At 65.7% G+C, this 22,672-nt stretch carries 21 protein-coding genes and 3 tRNA genes; 19 read left to right on the top strand and 5 right to left on the bottom strand.

Annotation, left to right across the window (positions count from 1 at the left end; genetic code table 11):
• The first annotated feature begins 17 nt into the window (after nucleotides 1–17).
• From accD to JFY56_RS04780, 17 genes are all read left to right on the top strand, one after another.
• The gene (accD, locus tag JFY56_RS04860; RefSeq protein ID WP_208312357.1) at nucleotides 18–893 is read left to right on the top strand and encodes an acetyl-CoA carboxylase, carboxyltransferase subunit beta; all 876 of its coding nucleotides are present in this window, start codon (nucleotides 18–20) and stop codon (nucleotides 891–893) included.
• On the top strand, nucleotides 890–2,182 hold the full coding sequence (folC, locus tag JFY56_RS04855; RefSeq protein WP_208312356.1) for a bifunctional tetrahydrofolate synthase/dihydrofolate synthase: 1,293 nt from the start codon (nucleotides 890–892) through the stop codon (nucleotides 2,180–2,182). Before accD ends, folC begins: the two co-directional genes overlap by 4 nt.
• A 13-nt stretch (nucleotides 2,183–2,195) precedes the next feature.
• A complete protein-coding gene (locus JFY56_RS04850; RefSeq protein ID WP_208312355.1) occupies nucleotides 2,196–2,891 on the top strand; it encodes an SPOR domain-containing protein in 696 nt (231 codons plus the stop codon).
• A gap of 103 nt (nucleotides 2,892–2,994) precedes the next feature.
• The gene (locus tag JFY56_RS04845) at nucleotides 2,995–3,537 is read left to right on the top strand and encodes a CvpA family protein (protein ID WP_208312354.1); all 543 of its coding nucleotides are present in this window, start codon (nucleotides 2,995–2,997) and stop codon (nucleotides 3,535–3,537) included.
• A 107-nt stretch (nucleotides 3,538–3,644) separates the two neighbouring features.
• Entirely contained in the window at nucleotides 3,645–5,150 is a 1,506-nt protein-coding gene (gene purF / locus JFY56_RS04840; protein WP_208312353.1) for an amidophosphoribosyltransferase, read from the top strand.
• A gap of 14 nt (nucleotides 5,151–5,164) precedes the next feature.
• Nucleotides 5,165–6,376: an O-succinylhomoserine sulfhydrylase gene (locus JFY56_RS04835; RefSeq protein ID WP_208312352.1), complete on the top strand. Its 1,212-nt coding sequence runs from the start codon at nucleotides 5,165–5,167 to the stop codon at nucleotides 6,374–6,376.
• Complete coding sequence (locus JFY56_RS04830) at nucleotides 6,373–7,140, top strand: SDR family oxidoreductase (RefSeq protein ID WP_328824802.1); 768 nt, start codon at nucleotides 6,373–6,375, stop codon at nucleotides 7,138–7,140. Before JFY56_RS04835 ends, JFY56_RS04830 begins: the two co-directional genes overlap by 4 nt.
• 141 nt (nucleotides 7,141–7,281) lie before the next feature.
• Nucleotides 7,282–7,357: transfer RNA gene (locus tag JFY56_RS04825), tRNA-Val, on the top strand.
• A 13-nt stretch (nucleotides 7,358–7,370) separates the two neighbouring features.
• A tRNA-Asp gene (locus JFY56_RS04820) sits at nucleotides 7,371–7,447 on the top strand.
• Nucleotides 7,448–7,559: 112 nt separating this feature from the next.
• A tRNA-Asp gene (locus tag JFY56_RS04815) sits at nucleotides 7,560–7,636 on the top strand.
• A gap of 122 nt (nucleotides 7,637–7,758) precedes the next feature.
• Nucleotides 7,759–8,631 carry a LysR family transcriptional regulator gene (locus tag JFY56_RS04810; protein ID WP_208312351.1) on the top strand — a complete coding sequence of 291 codons (873 nt, stop codon included), beginning with the start codon at nucleotides 7,759–7,761 and terminating at the stop codon, nucleotides 8,629–8,631.
• 207 nt (nucleotides 8,632–8,838) lie between these two features.
• Complete coding sequence (locus tag JFY56_RS04805) at nucleotides 8,839–9,894, top strand: putative 2-aminoethylphosphonate ABC transporter ATP-binding protein (RefSeq protein WP_208312350.1); 1,056 nt, start codon at nucleotides 8,839–8,841, stop codon at nucleotides 9,892–9,894.
• A 1-nt stretch (nucleotide 9,895) separates the two neighbouring features.
• Nucleotides 9,896–11,617 (top strand): putative 2-aminoethylphosphonate ABC transporter permease subunit, encoded by a 1,722-nt coding sequence (locus tag JFY56_RS04800; protein ID WP_208312349.1) that lies wholly within the window; start codon nucleotides 9,896–9,898, stop codon nucleotides 11,615–11,617.
• 30 nt (nucleotides 11,618–11,647) lie between these two features.
• Nucleotides 11,648–12,670: a putative 2-aminoethylphosphonate ABC transporter substrate-binding protein gene (locus tag JFY56_RS04795; RefSeq protein ID WP_208312348.1), complete on the top strand. Its 1,023-nt coding sequence runs from the start codon at nucleotides 11,648–11,650 to the stop codon at nucleotides 12,668–12,670.
• Nucleotides 12,671–12,921: 251 nt separating this feature from the next.
• Nucleotides 12,922–13,839, top strand: a complete 918-nt coding sequence (gene ppk2, locus JFY56_RS04790) for a polyphosphate kinase 2 (protein ID WP_208312347.1) — start codon at nucleotides 12,922–12,924, stop codon at nucleotides 13,837–13,839.
• A 239-nt stretch (nucleotides 13,840–14,078) separates the two neighbouring features.
• On the top strand, nucleotides 14,079–15,317 hold the full coding sequence (locus JFY56_RS04785) for a glutamine synthetase family protein (protein WP_208312518.1): 1,239 nt from the start codon (nucleotides 14,079–14,081) through the stop codon (nucleotides 15,315–15,317).
• A gap of 179 nt (nucleotides 15,318–15,496) precedes the next feature.
• A complete protein-coding gene (locus JFY56_RS04780; RefSeq protein WP_208312346.1) occupies nucleotides 15,497–16,804 on the top strand; it encodes an MFS transporter in 1,308 nt (435 codons plus the stop codon).
• A 69-nt stretch (nucleotides 16,805–16,873) separates the two neighbouring features.
• On the opposite strand, the gene JFY56_RS04775 is transcribed toward JFY56_RS04780, so the two are convergent.
• The 4 genes from JFY56_RS04775 to flgA form a co-directional block, all read right to left on the bottom strand.
• Nucleotides 16,874–17,623, bottom strand: a complete 750-nt coding sequence (locus JFY56_RS04775) for a flagellar brake protein (protein ID WP_328824801.1) — start codon at nucleotides 17,621–17,623, stop codon at nucleotides 16,874–16,876.
• A gap of 43 nt (nucleotides 17,624–17,666) precedes the next feature.
• Nucleotides 17,667–18,134, bottom strand: coding sequence for a flagella synthesis protein FlgN (locus tag JFY56_RS04770; protein ID WP_208312345.1), 468 nt, complete (start codon nucleotides 18,132–18,134; stop codon nucleotides 17,667–17,669).
• Nucleotides 18,135–18,153: 19 nt separating this feature from the next.
• Nucleotides 18,154–18,471, bottom strand: a complete 318-nt coding sequence (flgM, locus tag JFY56_RS04765; protein ID WP_208312344.1) for a flagellar biosynthesis anti-sigma factor FlgM — start codon at nucleotides 18,469–18,471, stop codon at nucleotides 18,154–18,156.
• 117 nt (nucleotides 18,472–18,588) lie between these two features.
• On the bottom strand, nucleotides 18,589–19,299 hold the full coding sequence (gene flgA / locus JFY56_RS04760) for a flagellar basal body P-ring formation chaperone FlgA (RefSeq protein WP_408004374.1): 711 nt from the start codon (nucleotides 19,297–19,299) through the stop codon (nucleotides 18,589–18,591).
• Between the two features lie 109 nt (nucleotides 19,300–19,408).
• On the opposite strand from flgA, the gene JFY56_RS04755 reads away from it, so the two are divergent.
• Nucleotides 19,409–20,341: a chemotaxis protein CheV gene (locus tag JFY56_RS04755; RefSeq protein ID WP_208312342.1), complete on the top strand. Its 933-nt coding sequence runs from the start codon at nucleotides 19,409–19,411 to the stop codon at nucleotides 20,339–20,341.
• A 151-nt stretch (nucleotides 20,342–20,492) separates the two neighbouring features.
• Nucleotides 20,493–21,293 carry a protein-glutamate O-methyltransferase CheR gene (gene cheR / locus JFY56_RS04750; protein ID WP_408004378.1) on the top strand — a complete coding sequence of 267 codons (801 nt, stop codon included), beginning with the start codon at nucleotides 20,493–20,495 and terminating at the stop codon, nucleotides 21,291–21,293.
• Between the two features lie 158 nt (nucleotides 21,294–21,451).
• Here cheR and fabB read toward each other — a convergent pair whose 3' ends face one another.
• Nucleotides 21,452–22,669 (bottom strand): beta-ketoacyl-ACP synthase I, encoded by a 1,218-nt coding sequence (gene fabB, locus JFY56_RS04745; RefSeq protein ID WP_208312341.1) that lies wholly within the window; start codon nucleotides 22,667–22,669, stop codon nucleotides 21,452–21,454.
• Between the last annotated feature and the right edge of the window lie 3 nt (nucleotides 22,670–22,672).

Raw genomic sequence — 22,672 nt, 5'->3', positions numbered from 1 at the left:
TACTGGAGAACGAGAGCATGAGCAACTGGCTGGTAGACAAGCTGATCCCTTCCATCATGCGTTCCGAGGTGAAGAAGAGCTCGGTACCCGAGGGCCTGTGGCACAAGTGCCCGGCCTGCGAGGCGGTGCTGTATCGCCCCGAACTGGAAAAGACCCTGGAAGTCTGCCCGAAATGCGACCACCACATGCGTGTCGGTGCTCGCGCCCGCCTGGACATGTTCCTTGACGAGGAAGGTCGCGAAGAGCTCGGCGCCGAGCTGGAGCCGGTGGACCGCCTCAAGTTCCGGGACAGCAAGAAGTACAAGGACCGTCTGGTCGCTGCCCAGAAGGACACCGGCGAAAAGGACGCTCTGATTGCCATGAGCGGCAAGCTGCAAGGCATGCCGGTGGTCGCCTGTGTATTCGAGTTCAACTTCATGGGCGGTTCGATGGGCGCCGTGGTCGGTGCGCGCTTCGTGCGTGCGGCTGAAGTCGCCCTGGAGAAGCGCTGTCCGCTGATCTGCTTCTCCGCCTCCGGTGGTGCGCGCATGCAGGAAGCGCTGATCTCGCTGATGCAGATGGCCAAGACCTCGGCTGCCCTGGCGCGCCTGCGGGAAGAGGGCATTCCCTATATTTCCGTGCTGACCGACCCGGTCTACGGTGGGGTTTCCGCCAGTCTCGCCATGCTCGGCGACGTGATCGTCGGTGAGCCGCGCACCCTGGTCGGCTTCGCCGGTCCGCGTGTGATCGAACAGACCGTGCGCGAGAAACTGCCGGAAGGCTTCCAGCGCAGCGAGTTCCTGCTCGAGCACGGTGCCATCGACATGATCCTTCACCGTTCCGAAATTCGCCCGCGCCTGGCCAGCCTGCTGGCGAAATTCACCCACACACCAAGCACCGCACTCGCAGGATGACCGAACGTACCCTTGCCGACTGGCTCAGCTATCTCGAACAACTCCATCCCAGTGCAATCGACATGGGGCTGGACCGCTCCCGCGAGGTGGCTCGCCGCCTCGCCCTCGGGCGACCCGCTCCACGGGTGGTGACTGTCACCGGCACCAACGGCAAGGGTTCCACCTGCGCCTTTCTCGCCGAATTGCTCGGCGAGCAGGGGCTCAAGGTCGGCGTCTACAGTTCGCCGCACCTGCTGCGCTACAACGAGCGCGTCCTGATCGCGGGTCGCGAGGCCTCCGACGAGGCGCTCTGCGAGGCCTTCTCCGCTGTCGAGGCGGCGCGCGGGGAAATATCCCTGACCTATTTCGAGATGGGTACGCTGGCGGCCTTCTGGCTGTTCGAGCGTGCCGGACTGGATGCGGTCGTCCTCGAAGTCGGTCTCGGCGGGCGGCTGGATGCGGTCAACCTGATCGATTCCGATGTCGCCGCGGTCACCAGCATCGGCCTCGATCATGCCGATTGGCTGGGCGAGACCCGCGAGAGCGTGGCTTTCGAGAAGGCCGGCATCTTCCGCGCGGGCAAGCCCGCTGTCTGCGGCGACCTCGAACCGCCGGCGCCCTTGCTGGAACAGGCGCGCGACCTCGGTGTAGCGCTGCAGCTGCGTGGCCGCGACTTCGACCTGGCCATCGGCGAGCAGGGCTGGCATTGGCATGGCCGGGCTGTCGATGGTTCTCCGCTGACCCTGCATGACCTGCCGTTGCTTGACCTGCCGATGGAAAACGCCGCGCTGGCGCTGCAGGTCTATGCCTTGCTGGACCTGCCCTGGAATGCGCAGCAGATTTCTACCGCGCTCAGCCGTACCCGGGTGACCGGACGGCTGGATCGCCGTGTCGCCAGCTTCGACGGGCAGTCGCGCCAGTTGCTGCTGGATGTCGGGCACAATCCGCATGCCGCCGAGTACCTGGCGCGCCGCCTCGCTTCACGGCCGCCGAAAGGGCGGCGCCTGGCCGTTTTCGGCCTGCTGGCGGACAAGGATCTCGATGGCGTACTGGCACCCTTGCTCGGCTTGGTGCAGGATTGGGCTATCGCTCCGCTGCCGACGCCGCGCTCGCGCAGCGCGGAAGAGTTGCAGGCCGCGCTGGCGGGCCACGGTGTGCCGGCTGGCGTTCACGCCAGCATCGCTGCCGCGCTGCAGGCGCAATGCGCCAGGGCCACGGCGGACGACGAGGTCCTGGTGTTTGGCTCGTTCTACTGCGTAGCGGATGCCCTGGATTGGCTCGATAGCGCAAACCAACAAGCCGGTAGGTAAAGAGGGGTGGTCGATGGCCATGTTCGATAGGGGACTCAAGCAACGCATCGTCGGCGCCCTGGTGCTGCTGGCGCTTGCGGTGATTTTCCTGCCGATGCTGTTTTCCCGTGAGGACGAGGTCCGCCAGGTAGTGGTCGACGCGCCGGCCATGCCGAAGCCGCCGGCCATGCCGACGGTAGAAGTGCAGCCCACCGAGGTGCCCGAGTTGCAGGTCGAGAATGCGGATGCGCCTGCCGCAGCCGACGCCTCTACGCCTGCTGCAGTGCCATCCGAGCCGATCGCCAGCCTGCCGCCGGCAGCGCCGCAGGCTGTCCAGCCCGCCGCTCCGGTTCAGCCCGCGCAACCGGCTGCGCAGCCTCAGCCACGCCAGCCGGAACCGGCGCCAGCCGTGACCCAGGCGCCGGCCAAGCCGCAGGTCCAGGCCAGCGCCGCGCCAAGCACGCCGGTGCAGCGTCTGGACGCCAACAAGCTGCCGGTCAGTTGGTCGGTACAGCTGGCCAGCCTGTCGAATCGTGCGCGCGCCGAGGAGCTGCAGAAGTCCCTGCGCAGCAAGGGCTACAACGCCTATATCCGCACCTTCGACGGCATGAACCGGGTGTTCGTCGGTCCGGTGATCGAGCGCGCTGAAGCGGATCGCCTGCGCGACCAGCTCGGCAAGCAACAGAACCTGAATGGCTTCGTGGTGCGCTTCCAGCCCGAGCGGGGCTGAGGTTCGCGCGGGCTTACATAAACGGGCCCATAGCAATATGGGACTGCGCTTAAACGAAGGGCTCTGCTAAAATGCGGGGCCTTTTCCGCTTCTGGGCCGCAACGTGGCATTTAACTGGGTCGATTGGACGATGATCGGCATCATCGTCGTTTCCAGCCTCATCAGCTTGAGCCGCGGCTTCGTCAAGGAAGCCCTGTCGCTGCTCACCTGGATAGTCGCAGGCGGTATTGCCTGGATGTTCGGTGGCGCGTTGTCCCAGCACCTGGCTCCCTACATCCAGCTGCCCTCTGCGCGGATAATCGCGGCCTGTGCGATTCTCTTCGTCGCCACTCTGCTGGTCGGGGCGCTGGTCAATTTCCTCATTGGCGAGCTCGTGCGGGTTACCGGAATGTCCGGGACGGATCGCGTGCTCGGCATGGTTTTCGGCGGCGCGCGCGGCGTGCTGCTGGTCGTCCTGCTGGTGGGGCTGCTCAGCCTGGCACCGGTGCAGCAGGACCCGTGGTGGCAGCAGTCGACTCTGCTGCCGCACTTCCTGATGGTCGCGGACTGGTCGAAGAACACCATTCTCGCTTTCACCGGCAACTGGATGTCCGGAGTGAGCATCGCTCCTCCCGCAGGTGCCGGAGCATTGTTGCCTGCCCAGTGACGGGCGGGTTCGGGGTGGCGGAGAAGCGCTGCCCCTGGGCGTGTTCGGTCGGATGCGTTCGAAATCTGGAATTTGTTTAGCCTGAAACCAAACAGGGGTTGCGTCGCATGTGTGGCATCGTCGGTATCGTGGGCAAGTCGAACGTCAATCAGGCGCTCTATGATGCGCTCACCGTTCTCCAGCATCGCGGCCAGGACGCTGCCGGTATCGTGACCTGTCAGGACGACAGGCTGTATCTGCGCAAGGACAACGGCCTGGTCCGTGACGTCTTCCAGCAGCGCCACATGCAGCGCCTGGTCGGCAAGGTGGGCATCGGCCATGTGCGTTATCCGACCGCCGGCAGCTCCAGCTCCGCCGAGGCGCAGCCGTTCTACGTCAACTCGCCCTACGGCATCACCCTGGCGCACAACGGCAACCTGACCAACGTCGAGCAGTTGGCCAAGGAGATCTACGAATCCGACCTGCGCCACGTCAACACCAACTCCGACTCGGAAGTCCTGCTCAACGTCTTCGCCCATGAGCTGGCGGTGCGCAACAAGCTGCAGCCAACCGAGGAAGACGTCTTCGCCGCGGTTGCCGGCGTGCATGCCCGTTGCGTCGGCGGCTACGCGGTCGTGGCGATGATCACCGGCTACGGCATCGTCGGCTTCCGCGATCCCCATGCGATCCGCCCGATCGTCTTCGGCCAGCGTCATACCGAGAACGGCATGGAATACATGATCGCCTCGGAAAGCGTGGCGCTGGACGTCCTCGGCTTCACCCTGATCCGCGACCTGGCGCCGGGCGAAGCGGTGTACATCACCGAGGAAGGCAAGCTCTACACCCGCCAGTGCGCGGCCAATCCGAAGTACGCGCCGTGCATCTTCGAGCACGTCTACCTGGCGCGCCCGGACTCGATCATGGATGGCGTCTCGGTGTACAAGGCGCGTCTGCGCATGGGCGAGAAGCTGGCCGACAAGATCCTCCGCGAGCGTCCGGACCACGACATCGACGTGGTCATCCCGATCCCGGACACCAGCCGCACCTCCGCCCTGGAGCTGGCCAACCGCCTGGGCGTGAAGTTCCGCGAAGGCTTCGTGAAGAACCGCTACATCGGCCGCACCTTCATCATGCCCGGCCAGGCGGCGCGGAAGAAATCCGTGCGGCAGAAGCTCAACGCCATCGACCTGGAGTTCCGCGGCAAGAACGTGATGCTGGTGGACGACTCCATCGTGCGCGGCACCACCTGCAAGCAGATCATCCAGATGGCCCGCGAGGCCGGCGCGAAGAAGGTCTACTTCTGCTCTGCGGCCCCGGCCGTGCGCTATCCGAACGTCTACGGCATCGACATGCCGAGCGTCCATGAACTGATCGCCCATGATCGCAGCACCGAGGAAGTCGGCGAGCTGATCGGCGCCGACTGGCTGGTCTACCAGGACCTGCCGGACCTGATCGACGCGGTCGGCGGCGGCAAGATCAAGATCGAGCACTTCGACTGCGCGGTGTTCGACGGCGAGTACGTCACCGGCGACGTCGACGAGGCGTACCTGAACAGGATCGAGCAGGCGCGCAACGATGCCAGCAAGGCCAAGTCCCATGCGGTAAGCGCGATCATCGACCTCTACAACGACTGATAAGGAGAGCAGACATGGCACAGGATTGGGATGCCGGTCGCCTCGACAGCGACCTGGAGGATGCGGCTTTCGACACCCTGGCGGTGCGTGCCGGGCAGCGGCGCACTCCGGAAGGGGAGCACGGCGAAGGTCTGTTCACCACTTCCAGCTACGTGTTCCGCAGCGCCGCCGACGCCGCCGCGCGTTTCGCCGGTGAGGTGCCGGGCAACGTCTACTCGCGCTACACCAACCCGACCGTGCGCACCTTCGAGGAGCGCATCGCCGCGCTGGAAGGCGCCGAGCAGGCGGTGGCGACGTCCACCGGCATGTCGGCGATCCTCTCCCTGGTGATGAGCCTGTGCAGCGCCGGCGACCATGTGCTGGTGTCGCGCAGCGTGTTCGGTTCGACCATCAGCCTGTTCGAGAAGTACTTCAAGCGCTTCGGCATCGAGGTGGACTACCCGGCGCTGAGCGACCTCAAGGGCTGGGAAGCGGCCTGCAAGCCGAACACCAAGCTGCTGTTCGTCGAGTCGCCGTCCAACCCGCTGGCCGAGCTGGTGGATATCGCCGCGCTGGCCGAGATCGCCCACGCCCGTGGCGCGCTGCTGGCGGTGGACAACTGCTTCTGCACGCCGGCGCTGCAGCAGCCGCTCAAGCTTGGCGCCGACGTGGTGATCCACTCCGCGACCAAGTACATCGACGGCCAGGGCCGCAGCATGGGCGGCGTGGTTGCCGGTCGACGCGCGCAGATGGAAGCCGTGGTCGGTTTCCTGCGCACCGCCGGTCCGACCCTCAGCCCGTTCAATGCCTGGATTTTCCTCAAGGGCCTGGAAACCCTGCGTGTGCGCATGCAGGCGCATTGCGCCGGCGCCCAGCAGATCGCCGAATGGCTGGAGCAGCAGCCTGGCATCGAGCGCGTCTACTACTCCGGTCTGCCGAGCCATCCGCAGCACGAACTGGCCAAGCGTCAGCAGAAGGGCTTCGGTGCGGTGGTCAGTTTCGAGGTGAAGGGCGACAAGGCTGCGGCATGGCGCTTCATCGATGCCACCCGGATGATCTCGATCACCACCAACCTTGGCGATACCAAGACCACCATCGCCCATCCGGCGACCACCTCCCATGGCCGCCTGACGCCGCAGGAGCGTGAAAACGCCGGTATCCGTGACAACCTGATCCGCGTCGCGGTCGGCCTGGAAGATATCGAGGACCTGAAGAAGGACCTCGCCCTGGGCCTGGCCGCGCTGTGATCGGGGAAGGGATCGGCGGCAACGGCAAGGTCGCGCTGGTAACCGGCGCGGCCCGCGGTATCGGCCTGGGCATCAGTGCCTGGCTGATTGCCGAGGGCTGGCAGGTGGTGCTGGCCGACAACGATCGCGAGCGCGGCGGCAAGGTCGCCCAGGCGCTGGGCGATCAGGCCTGGTTCGTCAGCATGGACGTGGCCTATGAGAACCAGGTGGAAGTCGCGGTCGCCGAGGTGCTCGGGCATTTCGGCCGGCTGGACGCGCTGGTGTGCAATGCGGCGATCGCCAACCCGCACGGCAAGCCCCTGGAAAACCTGGGGCTGAACGAATGGAACCGCATTCTCGGCGTCAACCTCACCGGTCCCATGCTGCTGGCCAAGCACTGCGCACCGTACCTGCGCGCGCACAACGGCAGCATCGTCAACATTTCCTCCACCCGTGCGCACCAGTCCGAGCCGGATTCCGAAGCCTATGCGGCGAGCAAGGGCGGGCTGCTGGCGTTGACCCATGCGCTGGCGATCAGCCTCGGTCCGGATATCCGGGTGAACGTGGTATCGCCGGGCTGGATCGACGCCCGCGATCTGCGCGAGCGTGAGGCTGATCCGCTGGGCGAGGCGGATCACTACCAGCATCCTGCCGGCCGCGTCGGTACGGTCGAGGATGTAGCTGCCGCGGTCGCCTGGCTGATCGGCGACAACTCCGGGTTCGTTACCGGGCAGGAGTTCGTCATCGATGGCGGCATGAGTCGGAAGATGATCTATCTGGATTGATGAAAAAGGGCAGCCGAGGCTGCCTTTTTCTTTGCCCGCACGCTGCAGATGTTCGTAGTGCATTGAAAATTCAAAAAAATTTCACTTCAGGCATTGACTCATTTTTTCCCATCGGTAGAATGCGCCCCACTTCGAGACGAAGGGTGATTAGCTCAGCTGGGAGAGCATCTGCCTTACAAGCAGAGGGTCGGCGGTTCGATCCCGTCATCACCCACCACTCGTGGTAATGCGCAGCGGTAGTTCAGTCGGTTAGAATACCGGCCTGTCACGCCGGGGGTCGCGGGTTCGAGTCCCGTCCGCTGCGCCATTTTCCCCCTCCATCATGGTTCTGCCCTGAACCGGTTCGTCGAGCGAAATGCTCCGAAGCATGATGGAAGGTGACGCAAGTTGCTTTACCGGACGCAAGTCCAAACCGACGCGCAGCGGTAGTTCAGTCGGTTAGAATACCGGCCTGTCACGCCGGGGGTCGCGGGTTCGAGTCCCGTCCGCTGCGCCATATCGAAGCCCTCAGGCAGAAATGCCTGGGGGCTTTTTCATTTCCGACTTTTTTTCTTTCGGGTGAGCTTGCAGCGGTTACGCTGGCAACCCGATGAAAAATTCGAAGAGCGGAGCAGGTTCATGCTGAGTGCGGAGCTGAAGGCGTTCTACATGGTCGCCAGGCTGGGCAGCATCACCCAGGCGGCGAAGAAGCTCGGCCTCAGCCAGCCGACCGTGACCACGCAGATCCGCAACCTTGAAAGCCAGTATGCGGTGGAACTCTTCTATCGTGGCGGACGCCGCCTGACGCTCACCGACGAAGGTGCGCGGCTGGTGCCCATGGCCCAGGCGCTTTTGCAGCAGGAAGCGGATATCGAGTTCTTCCTCCGCAATTGCGGGCAGATGCAGGGCTCCTTGCGCATCGGCGCCACTTCGCCCTATTACGTGCTCGGTTTGATCAAGCAGTTCCGCGAACATCATCCGCAAATCGAGGTGTCGGTGGAGATCGGCAATTCGCAGCAGGTGCTGGACGCGCTCTACGAATGCCGCGTCGATCTGGCCGCGTCATCCCAGCAGGTGAATGACAATCGCCTGACGCATGTTGTCCTGGGCAGCGATCCGCTGGTACTGGCGGTGCATCGCAGTCATCCGCTGGCTGCTCGTCAGCAGGTGGCGCTGGGCGATCTGCGCCAGCATTGCCTGCTGATGCGCGAGGCCGGCTCCACTACCCGCCAACTGACCGAGGCGATGCTGCAGCAGGCTGGCGTGGTACCGGCGTCGACACTGGAGATCGGCAGTCGCGAGTCGATCCGTGAGGCGGTGATCCGCAACCTCGGCGTCAGCCTCATCGCCCGCCAGGAAGTGCCGGACAATCCTGAATTGCGGGTGCTGGAAGTGCAGGGCGCGCCGCTGATGGATGAATACCTGTACTGCCTGAAGGACCGCCGCCAGGCACGCCTGCCCAGCGCCTTCCTGGCGCTGGCGCGGGGGGCGCAGGGTAGGTCGCAGGAGTAGGGTGGGTGAAACCCGCCGGAGTCTCTAATGGCGGGTTGCACCCGCCCTACAGCCAGAATCCCGTGGCCTGCATTCCCAAATCTGCCTATACATCCATCGGCACAATTTTCCCCTCCGCAACATAGCCTTCGCATTCGATCCCTAGCATGACCCTCGTCGAGTCATGCCGCTCCGCGCGGCATGCACATCCGCTCACGAGGTTCCGTCATGAATCGTTCCGTTTCCGCCGCGCCGCTGCAGGTGCGGGATATCCGCAAGGGCTTCGGCCATTTCACCGCCCTCGACGGGGTTTCCCTGGATGTGAAGGGAGGCGAGCTGGTCTGCCTGCTCGGCCCGTCCGGCTGTGGCAAGACCACGCTGCTGCGCTGCATCGCCGGCCTGGAGCGGCAGGACGCGGGCAGCATCTACATCGGCAGTCGCGACGTTTCCAGCCTGCCGCCGCAGGCGCGCGACTACGGCATCCTGTTCCAGTCCTACGCGCTGTTCCCCAACCTCAGCGTTGAGCAGAACATCGCCTACGGCCTGGCCGGCGCCAGCCGCGACGAGGCACGCCGGCGGGTGGCGGAAATGCTCGAAATGGTCGGCCTGTCCGGCAGCGAGAAGAAGTACCCCGGCCAGCTTTCCGGCGGCCAGCAACAGCGTGTGGCCATGGCCCGTGCGCTGGCGCCGTCGCCTTCGCTGCTGCTGCTCGACGAGCCGATGTCCGCCCTCGATGCGCGGGTGCGCGAGCACCTGTGCGGCGAGCTGCGCCAGCTGCAGAAGAGCCTCGGTATCACCACCGTGATGGTCACCCACAACCAGGACGAGGCCATGCTGATGGCCGACCGCATCGCGGTGATGAACCATGGTCGCATCGAGCAGTACGGCACCGCCCAGGAAATCTACAGCCGGCCGGCCACTCCCTTCGTTGCCGAGTTCGTCGGCCAGGGCAACTGGCTGCCGTTCGAGCGCGGTGACGACGGCCACGCGCGGGTCGGTGGGCTGAACGTGCGACTGTCGAATGCCGCCGCATCGCAGTCGGGCCGGCTGTTCTGTCGCCCCGAGGCCATCGGCGTGAATCCGGCGGTACACCAGGACAACCTGTTCCGCGCCCAAGTGCGCGAGATCACCTTCCTCGGCAACCGCTGCCGGATGAGCTTCGAACTGGCCGAGCTGCCGGGCCATCCGCTGCTCGCCGAACTGGCGCCCGCGGACATGCCGCACCTGGCCACGCCGGATATCTGGGTGGCCTTGCCGCCGCGCAGCCTGCAGGTGTTCGCCTGAGATGGACGCCGCAGTGAACCCCGGCCGCGCCCTGGAGGCAGGCAAACCACGTAGCGCAATCGGCGACCGCCTGTTCGTCACGGGCGGCAAATGGCTGCTGCTGATCTTCCTCTGCGGCGCCGTGCTGCTGCCGTTGCTGGCGATCTTCTGGCGCGGCTTCAGCGGTGAAGCGGGGCAGGGCGGCGGCGTGGCCGCGGCCGGCGAGTTGCTGAGAAGCGCCAATTTCCACTGGCTGCTGGGCAACAGCCTGAAGGTGTCCTTCAGCGTCGCCGTCATCGTCGTGCCGCTGGCCTATCTGTTCGCCTACGCGCTGCAACGCACGCTGATCCCGGCCAAGGGCCTGTGGCGGGGGATTTCGCTGCTGCCGCTGCTGGCGCCGTCGATGCTGCCGGGCATCGCGCTGATCTACCTGTTCGGCAACCAGGGCCTGCTGCGCGGGCTGCTGTCGGACAACATCTATGGCTTCTGGGGCATCGTCCTCGGCGAGGCCATCTACACCTTCCCGCATGCGCTGATGATCCTGCTGTCGGCGCTGTCGCTGGCCGATGCGCGGTTGTTCGATGCCGCGTCCAGCATGGGCGCCAGCCCGTGGAAAGCGTTCCGCAGCATCACCTGGCCGGGCTCGCGGCACGGCGTGTTCGCCGCCTTCTGCCTGGTGTTCACCCTGACCATCACCGACTTCGGCGTACCCGTGGTGGTCGGCGGCGACTACCAGGTGCTGGCGCTGGAAGCCTACAAGGCGGTGGTCGGCCAGCAGCAGTTCGGCCGTGGGGCGCAGATCGGCATGATCCTCCTGCTGCCGGCGCTGCTCAGCTTCGCCGTCGACGCCTGGCTGCGCCGCCGCCAGCGCGACGCCATGAGCGGCCGCGCGCAGGTCTACCATCCGAAGCCGTCGCAGCGCCGGGATGCCATCTTCCTCGCCGTGGTGATTGCCATCAGCGCCGTGCTCCTGCTGGTGCTGGGCATGGCGGTGTACTCGTCGCTGGTGAAGTTCTGGCCGTACAACCTGTCGCTGTCGCTGCGTCACTACGCCTTCGAGGAGACTGCTGGCGGCGGCTGGCTGGCCTACCGCAACAGCCTGACCCTGGCGACCTGCACCGCGCTGTTCGGCAGCCTGCTGATCTTCACCGGCGCCTACCTGATCGAGAAGACCCGCGAGCAGGTGTGGCTGAACCAGTTGCTGCGCATGCTCGGCTTCGTGCCGATGGCGGTGCCCGGCCTGGTGCTCGGGCTCGGCTACGTATTCTTCTTCAACCTGCCGGACAACCCGCTGCACGCCCTCTACGGCAGCATGACCCTGCTGGTGATCTGCAGCATCGCGCACTTCCTCACCACCGCGCAGATGACCGCCACCGCCGCGCTGCGCCAGCTCGACGGCGAGTTCGAGGCCGCCGCGCTGTCGCTGAAGATGCCGTTGTGGCGCCACTACCTGCGGGTGACCGTGCCGATCTGCCTGCCGGCGCTGCTGGACGTCGTCCGCTACCTGTTCGTCTCGGCGATGACCACCGTGTCGGCGGCGATCTTCCTCTACAGCCCGGACAGCATCCTCGCCGCCGTCGCCGTGCTGAACATGGACGACGCCGGCAACGTCGGCGGTGCCGCCGCCATGTCGACTCTGATCCTGCTCACTTCCGCCGCCGTATCCCTGGCGCTGTCGGCCGCCTCGCGCGGGCTGCTGCGCCGTTCCCAGGCATGGCGCCAGGCCGATCCGGCCAGCGCCTGAATTACATAAACCCGATCTGGAGCTACCCGAATGTTCAAACGCCTTGCTCTTGCCGCCGCCGTTACCGCCGGTTTCAGCCTGCACGCCAGCGCTGCTACCGAGCTGACCGTCTACACCGCCCTCGAAGCGGAACAGCTCAGCCCCTACAAGAAGGCCTTCGAAGCCGAGAACCCGGACATCAGGATCAAGTGGGTGCGCGACTCCACCGGCATCGTCACCGCCAAGCTGCTGGCCGAGAAGGATCGTCCGCAGGCCGACGTGGTCTGGGGCCTGGCTGCCTCCAGCCTGGCGATCCTCGACCAGCAGGGCATGCTGGAGCAGTACGCGCCGAAGCACCTGGACGCCATCGGCAAGAACTACCGCGACCAGGCCAACCCGCCGGCCTGGGTGGGCATGGACGTGTGGGCCGCGACCATCTGCTTCAACAGCATCGAAGCCGAGAAGCAGGGGCTGGAGAAGCCGATCAGCTGGCAGGACCTGACCAAGCCGGAATACAAGGGCAAGATCGTCATGCCCAACCCGGCGTCCTCCGGCACCGGTTTCCTCGACGTCAGCGCCTGGCTGCAGACCTTCGGCGAGAAGCAGGGCTGGGCCTACATGGACGCGCTGCACGAGAACATTGGCCAGTACGTCCACTCCGGCTCCAAGCCGTGCAAGCTGGCCGCTGCCGGCGAGTTCCCGATCGGCATCTCCTTCGAATACCCGGCCGTGCAACTGAAGCGCCAGGGCGCGCCGCTGGAGATCGTCCTGCCCAAGGAGGGCCTGGGCTGGGAAATCGAAGCCACCGGCATCATCAAGGGCACGCCGAACCTGGACGCGGCGAAGAAGCTCGCCGACTTCTCCGCCAGCCCGGCGGCCATGGATCTGTACAAGGAGAACTTCGCCGTGCTGGCCCAGCCGGGCATCGCCAAGCCGCAGACCGAACTGCCGGCCGACTACGAGCAGCGCCTGATCAGGAACGACTTCGCCTGGGCCTCGAAGAACCGCGACAGCATCCTCGCCGAATGGCGCAAGCGCTATGACGGCAAGTCGGAGGCGGTGGCGAAGCAGTAAGGCGTTCCGATTCGACCGATCGGCGGGGTACGACCGTAGGTTGGCGCTGAGCAACGCGAAGCCCAACATCGCCATCGTTGGGCTTCACTGCGTTCAGCACCAACCTACGCGAGCTCTGGCCACGCAGGATGCAAGACAGTTGCTCCTACGGCTCCCTCGTCCTGGCCGTCCGGCGCCCGGTTTCGCCACGCCCCGCGCGATCCCCCGCAGCGCCTAGACTTCAGTTGATCGCCGATCAACGAGCCATGGCCATGCCTCCCACCAACGAAAGCCTCATCAGGCGCATACACAACGAACTGCTCGACCAGAGCGACGAGGAGCTGGAGCTTGAGTTGCTGGAAGACGTGCGCAACCTCGAAGAACTGTTCGACAACTCCGCCGAAGTCGACGAAGGCAAGCTGGAGCGGCGGCGCTACTTCAGCGATCTGTTCTACCTGCAGGGCGAACTGGTGAAGCTGCAGGACTGGGTGGTGAAGTCCGGCCACAAGCTGGTGATTCTCTTCGAAGGGCGCGATGCGGCGGGCAAGGGCGGGGTCATCAAGCGCATCACCCAGCGTCTCAATCCGCGCGTCTGCCGGGTCGCGGCGCTGCCGGCGCCGAACGATCGCGAGAGTACCCAGTGGTATTTCCAGCGCTATGTCTCGCACCTGCCGGCCGGCGGCGAGATCGTCCTGTTCGACCGCAGCTGGTACAACCGCGCCGGCGTCGAGCGGGTCATGGGTTTCTGCAGCGACGAGCAGTACGAGGAATTCTTCCGCAGCGTGCCGGAGTTCGAGCGGATGCTGGTGCGCTCCGGCATCCAGTTGATCAAGTACTGGTTCTCCATCTCCGACGAGGAGCAGCACCTGCGATTCCTCAGCCGCATCCACGATCCGCTCAAGCAGTGGAAGCTCAGCCCGATGGACCTGGAGTCGCGGCGGCGATGGGAGGCCTACACCAAGGCCAAGGAAGTCATGCTCGCGCGCACCCACATCCCCGAAGCGCCCTGGTGGATCGTGCGTGCCGACGACAAGAAGCGCGCGCGGCTCAACTGCATCCGGCATCTGCTCAGCCAGGTGCCGTACGCGGAGGTGGAGCACCCGTCGGTTTCCTTGCCCCAGCGCCAGCGCAGCAAGGACTACACGCGCAACCAGATACCGCCGGAGATGCTGGTGCCCGAGGTGTATTGAGGCGAACGGTCTGTCACCTTCCTACGCCGATTTCTCGTGGATTGCCCCGGAATGCTGCTTGAAATTCTGAACACTTGATGCGTATTTTGTACGCGCCGCCACCTTGCGCGGCGCCGTATCTAACAAGGATAAGAGTCATGACTACCGATGGGCGCAGCCAGATTGCCGAACGGCTGGCTGGAGTCGAAGAGATCGAATGCGTCACTCCCGACCTGAACGGAGTGCCGCGAGGCAAAGTGATGACCGGCGACGGCTTCCTCTCCGGCCGCCGCCTGCAACTGGCGCGTGGCGTGCTGTTGCAGTGCATCATGGGCGGCTACCCGCCTTCGCGCTTCTACGGAAGCGATGACGGCGACCTGGCCCTGGTCGCCGATCCGTCGCAGATCCACGTCCTGCCCTGGAGCAACACCCCGCGCGCCTTCGCCATCTGCGATGCGCAGGAGCTGGATGGTTCGCCGTCCGGACTCTCCACGCGCGGCCTGCTCAAGCAGATCGTCGCCCGCTATGCCGCCCACGGCTGGCAGCCGGTGGTGGCGACCGAGCTGGAGTTCTTCGTCTTCGCGCCCAACACCGATCCGACCGAGGAGTTCCAGGCGCCGCTGGGCCTGGATGGCCGCCGCGAGCTGGGGCATTCGGCGTTCAGCGTGTCGTCCAACAACGGCCTGCGGCCGTTCTGGGAAGACGTCTACCGCTGCATGGATGCCGTCGGCCTGGAGCGCGACACCTTCATGCACGAGATGGGCACCAGCCAGTTCGAGATCAACTTCCTGCATGGCGACCCGGTGCTGCTGGCCGACCAGACCTTCCTGTTCAAGCACCTGCTCAAGGAAGTGGCGCTCAAGCACGGCCTGGTGGTGGTGTGCATGGCCAAGCCGCTGGCGAAGACGCCGGGCAGCTCGATGCACATCCACCAGAGCATCGTCGATGCTGCCGGCAACAACATCTTCAGCGACGCCAACGGTGAAGCCACTCCGGCCTTCCGCCACTTCATCGGCGGCCTGCAGGCCTGCCTGGCGGACTTCACCCTACTGTTCGCGCCGAACGTGAACTCCTTCCAGCGCCTGTGCAATCCCTTCGCTTCGCCGAACAACGCCTGCTGGTCGTACGACAACCGTGCCGCCGGCCTGCGCATCCCGGCCAGCGGACCGGCCGCGCGCCGCGTGGAGAACCGCCTGCCGGGCGCGGACGCCAACCCGTACCTGGCCATCGCCGCCAGCCTGGCTGCCGGCCTGCATGGCCTGGAGCAGGAGCTGGAGCCGGGCGAGGCGATCCAGGGCGAGATCGAGGTGCCGGACGAACTGCTGCTGCCGTGCAGCATGTACGACGCCCTGCAGCGCCTGAAGCGCAGCGAGCTGGCGCGGGACATCTTCGGCAAGGAGTTCGTCGACGGCTACGCCGCGACCAAGGACATGGAGCTGGCCAGCTTCTTCGACGAGATCACGCCGTGGGAGCGCCGGGTTCTCGCCGCACAGGCCTGATCCTCCCTGCGTCGTCGTGCCTGCGGGCACGGCGACGCTCTTGCCCCGGCGCGACCCGCTATGCTCCCGGCCCGGCATTGGCCTCGACGGGCCGTCACTCTCCCTCTATGTTGATTCAACAGGTGCCGTGGTAACGGCTGCCGTTTCGCCGTTCCACCCGTTTGGACCAAGGAGGTCCGATGAAGCGGATATTCACCTCCTTCCGTGCTCTCTACTTCGCTTCCCTGATGATGCTGACCGGCTCCGGCCTGCTCAGTACCTACCTGGCTCTGCTCCTCGCCGAACGCAAGGTCGACGGCCTGTGGATCGGCGGCATGATGGCGGCCTACTACAGCGGCCTGGTGCTCGGCGGCAAGATCGGTCACCGGCTGATCGCCCGGATCGGGCACATCCGCGCCTATGTCGCCTGTGGCGGCATGGTTACCGCGGCGGTGCTGGGCATCGGCCTGATTCCCTGGCTGCCGGTGTGGCTGCTGCTGCGCATACTGATCGGCCTGGGAATGATGTGCCAGTACATGGTCATCGAGAGCTGGCTCAACGAACAGGCGGACGCCAGCAAGCGCGGCGCGGTGTTCGCCGGCTACATGGTGGCGTCCTACCTCGGCCTGGTGCTCGGCCAACTGGTGCTGGTGGTGCATCCGGGGCTGGGGCAGGAAATGGCGATGATGATCGCCATGTGCTTCGCCCTCTGCCTGGTGCCGGTGGCGATCACCCACAAGGTCCACCCCGCGCCGCTGCATCCGGCGCCGCTGGAGCCGCGCTTCTTCCTGGAGCGGGTGCCGCAGTCGCTGACCACCGTGCTGGTGTCCGGGCTGGTGATCGGCTCGTTCTACGGCCTGGCGCCGCTGTATGCGACGAGCCAGGGGCTGAGCACCGAGCAGGTGGGGATGTTCATGGGCGTCTGCATCTTCGCCGGCCTGCTGGTGCAGTGGCCGCTGGGCTGGCTGTCGGACCGCTACGACCGCGCGGTGCTGATCCGCACGGCGGGCATCCTGCTGCTGCTCGCCAGCCTGCCGCTGGCGGTGCTGCCGTCGCTGCCGCTGGAGGCGATGCTGCCGATGGGCTTCGCCGTCTGCCTGCTGCAATTCAGCCTCTATCCGCTGGCGGTGGCGTTCTCCAACGACCATATCGAGGCCGACCGCCGCGTCTCGCTGACCGCCATGCTGCTGGTCACCTTCGGCGTCGGCGCGTGCATCGGGCCGCTGGCGGCGAGCGCGCTGATGAAGGCGTTCGGGCCGAACATGCTCTACGCCTTTGCCGGCGCCTGTGCGCTGCTGGTGATCTGGCGCGTGCGCCCGGAAAAGGTCACCGGCCTGCACCGGGTCGACGAAGCGCCGCTGCACCACGTGCCCACTCCCGACAGCGGCGCCAGCTCGCCACTGGTGGCCGCGCTCGATCCGCGGGTCGGTAACCAGGCGGTGGCGGAGCAGATGAAAAGCGGCGAGGCGCCGGTGCCGGAGGCGGAAGAGGAGAGTCGCCCGGCCTGATGTGCCGGTTTGCCCTCACCCCAACCCTCTCCCGGAGGGAGAGGGCAGGGGTGAGGGCCGCCAGCCCCGCTAGAACAACTCTTCCTTCTCAAACCGCCGCGCCTCGCGCTGCAGCTGGTAGACAAAGCGCTCCACCTGGCGCTGTTCCAGCCCGTTGATGCGGTGGAAGCGCAGACCGGCGAAGGTCGTGTTGAGCTTCTCGTCGTACTTCACGTGGCGCACTTCCACTTCCATGACGAGAGTCCCGCCTGGCATGCGCGCGGTGAAGCGTTCGTAGACTTCCCCCGGATGCAGCCGGCTGCCGACATCGCCGCTGAAGCGCACCTTGCAGCCGGTGGCGGAGATATCCAGCATCTTGCCGCTGAGCGGTGCCTTGAGCTTTTCTCCGGCGATTTCGATGCTGACCGGCTCGGTCTGCTTCAGCTTCGCCCGGTAGGCGTTGCGGCGCTGGTGGTAGAGCATTTCCGTCGGCGCCGGCAGCCAGTAGCAGCGGTGCTTTTCGAGTTCGCCGAATTCCACGGCCTGGCGGCATTCCCAGACGATGCGGATGCCATCGTGGGAGGCTTCGATATGGAAGGGTTCGGCGTTGTTCAGGTAGCGCTCGCCGTCATTCGGCATCAGTTCGTCCAGGGCGATGCTGTCGTTCTCGCGATCGATCTCGACGACGTAGCTCTGGAAGCGCTGGTTGCGCTCGGCGAAGGAAATGACCAGCGGCGTGTGTGCGTCCAGCAGCATGCGCAGGCAGGCGTGGATTTCCATCGGCGCCTTCAGCGTCCTGGGTGGCTGGGGGCCATTTTCCTTGGCGAACGGACTGGACACGATCCGAGGGTCTCCATCTTGTTCTTGTGGTCTGCGGGGTGGCTCACGCCTGGCTGAGCGGGCGCTGGCGGGCGCCCTGGGTCGCGCCGCCGTGGCGGTCGTAAAGGCTGGGGCTGTCCTGGCCGCGCAGGATATCCAGCAGGTGGCCGGTCGAAGCCTGGCCGGCGCGGATGATGCGGCCGTTGCGCTGGTTGGCCAGTTGCAGGCGGTCGAGCAGCTCGGCGAGCCGGTCGCCCAGTTCGAGCAGTTGGCTGCCATCGGCAATGCGCGCGGCCAGTTGGACCAAACCTTCGCGGTCGGCGCCGACGCCGGCCTGGTGCAGGATGTCGCCGCGCTGGCGGGCGTGCAGTTCCAGTTGCTGCATCAGCGGCAGCTTGCCATCCAGCAGTTGCCGCAGGCGCGGCAGGTCGCGCTGTTCGAGCGCCTGGAACTCGTCGTCGATCAACTGCAGCAGCCGTTCGGCGGCGTCGATATCGTCGGTGAACAGCTGGAGCAGGGAAACGTCGGACATCGCGGGCTCGGCTCGGGAATCAGCGCTGGGATTCGAAGTCGAGCAGCTTGCCGGCGACTCGCTCATTGTCGATCTGGTAGCTGCCGTCGGCGATGGCCTGCTTGATGCGGGCGACCTTTTCCTGGTCGACCACGGGCTGGTCCTTCAGCTGGTCGCTGGCTTTCTGCAGCTGCTGCGCGGTATCGCTGAGCTGCACGGACTCGCCGCTGCCGCCAACGGCTGCGCTGGCGCCGGGCTCGACACTGGCGGCTTCGCTGCGGTCGCTCTGGACGTTGCCGCTGCGGCCGGTGCTGACCGGGGTGCCGGCGGGATTCAGCCGGTTGAAGTCGATGACCATGGTTTGAACCTCTGCGGGTTGGTGACACTTGTCCTCGTATTCGGCCGTATCGCGGAATTCTTTAGGACGTTTTATCGCGTATCGATGCACAGTTTAGGAAAAGCCGGCCGAGTTTCGCTACATGCCGACTTCGACGGTGCCCGGTTCCATCACCCGCGCCTTGACCACTCGCTGCGATTGCAGGTTGCGCACGCGGATCTGCTGGCCGGGCACGCCGTTGGCCAGCGCCTCGCCGGGCATCGCCACGGTCACCGTGCCGGTGCGCGCGCGGATCATCACCTGGTCGCCCTTGCGCACCGCTTCGGCCTGTTCCAAGAATACCGGGGCGAGAATCTGGTCGTTCAGCGTCGCGCGCCGCAGCTTCTGGCCGATCACCCGTTCCGGCTCGGTGATGTAGCCCTGGCTGAGCAGGCCGACATCGCGTTCCACCAGGCCGATATCGCCGGCTTCCAGCACATGGCCGCGCTTCAGCGGCAGGCTGGCGACGACAACCTGGCGGAAAATCCGGACCTGGGCCGGGACGAACACCGTCCACGGCGAACTGCCGTCGCAGCGCACCCGCACGGTGACGCGGCCGACCGGTTGCGCCGGGCTTTCCAGCTGCTGCGTCAAACTCCTGTCGCAATGCACCAGGCGCAGGCGCGGATCGATGCGGCCGACGTCCACCTGATAGCGCGCATCCATGGCGCTGGACTGCAGATATTCCTCCACCTTGAACTCAAGAAAGCCCTGGGTGGCGCCGATAAGAGTCTCGGGAGCGGTGAACTCGTCGGCCACGCCTGTGCCGAGGCCGAGAGTGCCCGCGATTCCAAGAACGCCGCAAAGCATCCGGCGCAGGGGCCGGAGCTGTCGGGAAAATGTCGTTGCCTGCTTCATGCAACGGTTCAGGCAATAGTCGTGCCGTCTCGCATCCGGGGCGGCGATGCGGGGAGGCGTAATGGCCGGAGTCATGGATACGGTAGACCGGCGAACGCAGCTGGTCGGGCAGAATCGCCTCGAACTGCTGCTGTTCCGTCTGGATGGCAGCCAGTTGTATGGCATCAACGTGTTCAAGGTGAAAGAGGTGCTGCAATGCCCGCGCCTGACCGTGATGCCCAAGTCCAATCATGTGGTGCGCGGCGTGGCGAACATCCGCGGCGGCACCATCCCGATCCTCGACCTGTCGCTGGCCACCGGCCGCCAGGCGCTGCGCGATCTGGCCCAGAGCTTCGTGATCATCACCGAGTACAACACCAAGGTGCAGGGCTTCCTCGTGCATTCGGTGGAGCGCATCGTCAACCTGAACTGGGAAGAGATCCTGCCGCCGCCCAAGGGTACCGGTCGTGACCACTACCTGACGGCGGTGACGCGGGTGGACGGGCGGATGGTGGAAATCATCGACGTGGAGAAGGTGCTCGCCGAAGTGGCGCCGACTTCCGAGCGGATTTCCGACGGTGTGCTGGATGCCGAAGTGCAGCGGCGCGCACCGGGCAAGCGCGTGCTGGTGGTGGACGACTCCTCGGTGGCGCGCAAGCAACTGCTGCGTTGCCTGGAAACGGTCGGCGTGGAGGTGCTGGCGCTGCCGGATGGCCGCCAGGCGCTGGATTACCTGCGGCAGATGGTGGAGGCGGGCAGCCGGCCGGCGGACGAGCTGCTGATGCTGATCTCGGATATCGAGATGCCGGAGATGGACGGCTACACGCTGACGGCGGAAATCCGCAACGACTCGCGGCTGCATGACCTGCACATTCTCCTGCATACTTCGCTGTCCGGTGTGTTCAACCAGGCGATGGTGCGGAAGGTCGGCGCCGATGATTTCCTCGCCAAGTTCCGCCCGGACGACCTGGCGGCGCGGGTGATGGAGCGCATCAGGGCGGTGGATGCCCGCTGAACCACGCGGCGCGGCGAGCGCCATCGCGCCGCTGGCCGGCAGCGCCGGGCCGGGTCTGATCGGCAGGCCGGGCGGCGGTGTGCCGGCGGCTACGCCATTCCCCACGCGCAACGAGGCACTACCCTTGACATCGAGCTCCCCTGACTACGAGCTGTTCCGGGCCTTCCTGGAAAAGACCTGCGGCATCGTGCTCGGCGCCAACAAGCAGTACCTGGTTTCCAGTCGCCTGAGCCGGCTGATGGAGCAGGAGGGCATCAAGTCCCTCGGCGAGCTGGTGCAGCGGATCCAGGGATTTGCCGGCGGCGCCCTGCGCGAGCGGGTGGTGGACGCGATGACCACCAACGAGACGCTGTGGTTTCGCGATACCTATCCGTTCGAGGTGCTGAAGAGCCGCATCCTTCCGGAAATGCTCAAGGCCAACCCCGGCCAGCGCCTGCGCATCTGGTCGGCGGCGTGCTCCTCGGGGCAGGAGCCCTATTCGCTGTCGATGGCGATCGACGAGTTCGAGCGCAGCAACCTCGGCCAGCTGCGCGGCGGGGCGCAGATCGTCGCCACCGATCTTTCCGGTTCGATGCTGGCGCAGGCCAGGACCGGCGAGTACGACAACCTGGCAATGGGCCGTGGTTTGTCGCCGGAGCGGCAGCAGCGCTACTTCGAGCCGAAGACTCCCGGCCGCTGGGCGCTGAAGCCGGCGATCAGGAGTCGGGTGGAATTCCGTGCGCTGAACCTGCTGGACAGCTATTCCCTGCTCGGCAAGTTCGACATGATCTTCTGCCGCAATGTGCTGATCTATTTCTCCGTCGAAGCCAAGCGCGACATCCTGCTGCGCATGCACGCGGCGCTGAAGCCGGGCGGCTACCTGTTCCTCGGCGCGTCCGAAGCGCTGAACGGCCTGCCGGAGCATTACCAGATGGTCCAGTGCAATCCGGGGATCATCTACCAGGCCAAGTGAGGCCTGCTCCAGCGGATTTCCGCGGAGGGCAGGTAGGGCGGGTGCAACCCGCCAGTCCGGAGGCGTCATGGCAGGTTGCACCCGCCCTACGGAGTGGGGCTTTCCCGCAGACACAAAAAAAGGCGCCTCGAAAGGCGCCTTTTTCACTGGTCGGGCGATCAGCCGTTCCAGCGCTTCAGGATCAGGGTGGCGTTGGTGCCGCCGAAGCCGAAGCTGTTGCTCATGACCGTATCGACCTTGGCGTTTTCCTCGGTGACGCGGACGATCGGCAGATCGGCCACTTCCGGGTCCAGCTCGTCGATGTTGGCCGAGCCGGCGATGAAGTTGCCTTCCATCATCAGCAGGCAGTAGATCGCCTCGTGCACGCCGGCAGCGCCCAGGGAGTGGCCGGACAGGCTCTTGGTCGAGCTGATCTTCGGTGCCTTGTCGCCGAACAGGCTACGGACCGCGCCGGCTTCGGCAACGTCGCCGACCGGAGTGGAGGTGCCGTGGGTGTTCAGGTAGTCGATCGGATCGCTGACGGTGGACATCGCCTGCTGCATGCAGCGGATCGCGCCTTCGCCGCTTGGGGCGACCATGTCGTAGCCGTCCGAGGTGGCGCCGTAACCGACGATTTCGGCGTAGATCTTGGCGCCGCGCTTGAGGGCGTGCTCCAGCTCTTCCACCACCACCATGCCGCCGCCGCCGGCGATGACGAAGCCGTCACGCTTGGCGTCGTACGCACGCGAGGCCTTTTCCGGGGTCTCGTTGTACTGGGTGGAGAGGGCGCCCATGGCGTCGAACAGGCAGCTCTGGCTCCAGTGCTCCTCTTCACCGCCGCCGGCGAACACGACGTCCTGCTTGCCCAGCTGGATCTGCTCCATGGCGTTGCCGATGCAGTGCGCGCTGGTGGCGCAGGCGGAGGCGATGGAGTAGTTGATGCCCTTGATCTGGAACGGAGTGGCCAGGCACGCCGATACGGTGCTGCTCATGGTGCGCGGCACGCGGTATGGGCCGATGCGCTTGACGCCCTTCTCGCGCAGGATGTCGATGGCTTCCATCTGGTTGATGGTGGAGGCGCCACCGGAACCGGCGATCAGGCCGGTGCGCGGGTTGGAGATCTGCTCCTGGGTCAGGCCGGAGTCCTTGATCGCCTGCTCCATCGCCAGGTAGGCGTAGGCCGCGGCGTCGCCCATGAAGCGGTACACCTTGCGGTCGATCAGCTCTTCCAGGTTCAGATTGACGGAACCGGAAACCTGGCTGCGCAGACCCATCTCGGCGTACGAGGGATTGTGACGGATTCCGGCACGGCCAGCGCGAAGGTTGGCGGAGACGGTGTCTTTGTCATTGCCCAGGCAGGAAACGATGCCCAGACCGGTAATCACGACGCGACGCATGCG

Source organism: Pseudomonas schmalbachii, from assembly GCF_017589465.1.
In the GTDB taxonomy this organism is placed as follows: domain Bacteria; phylum Pseudomonadota; class Gammaproteobacteria; order Pseudomonadales; family Pseudomonadaceae; genus Pseudomonas; species Pseudomonas schmalbachii.
Note: the sequence above shows the minus strand (reverse complement) of the source record. Positions and strands in the feature narration are given on the sequence as shown.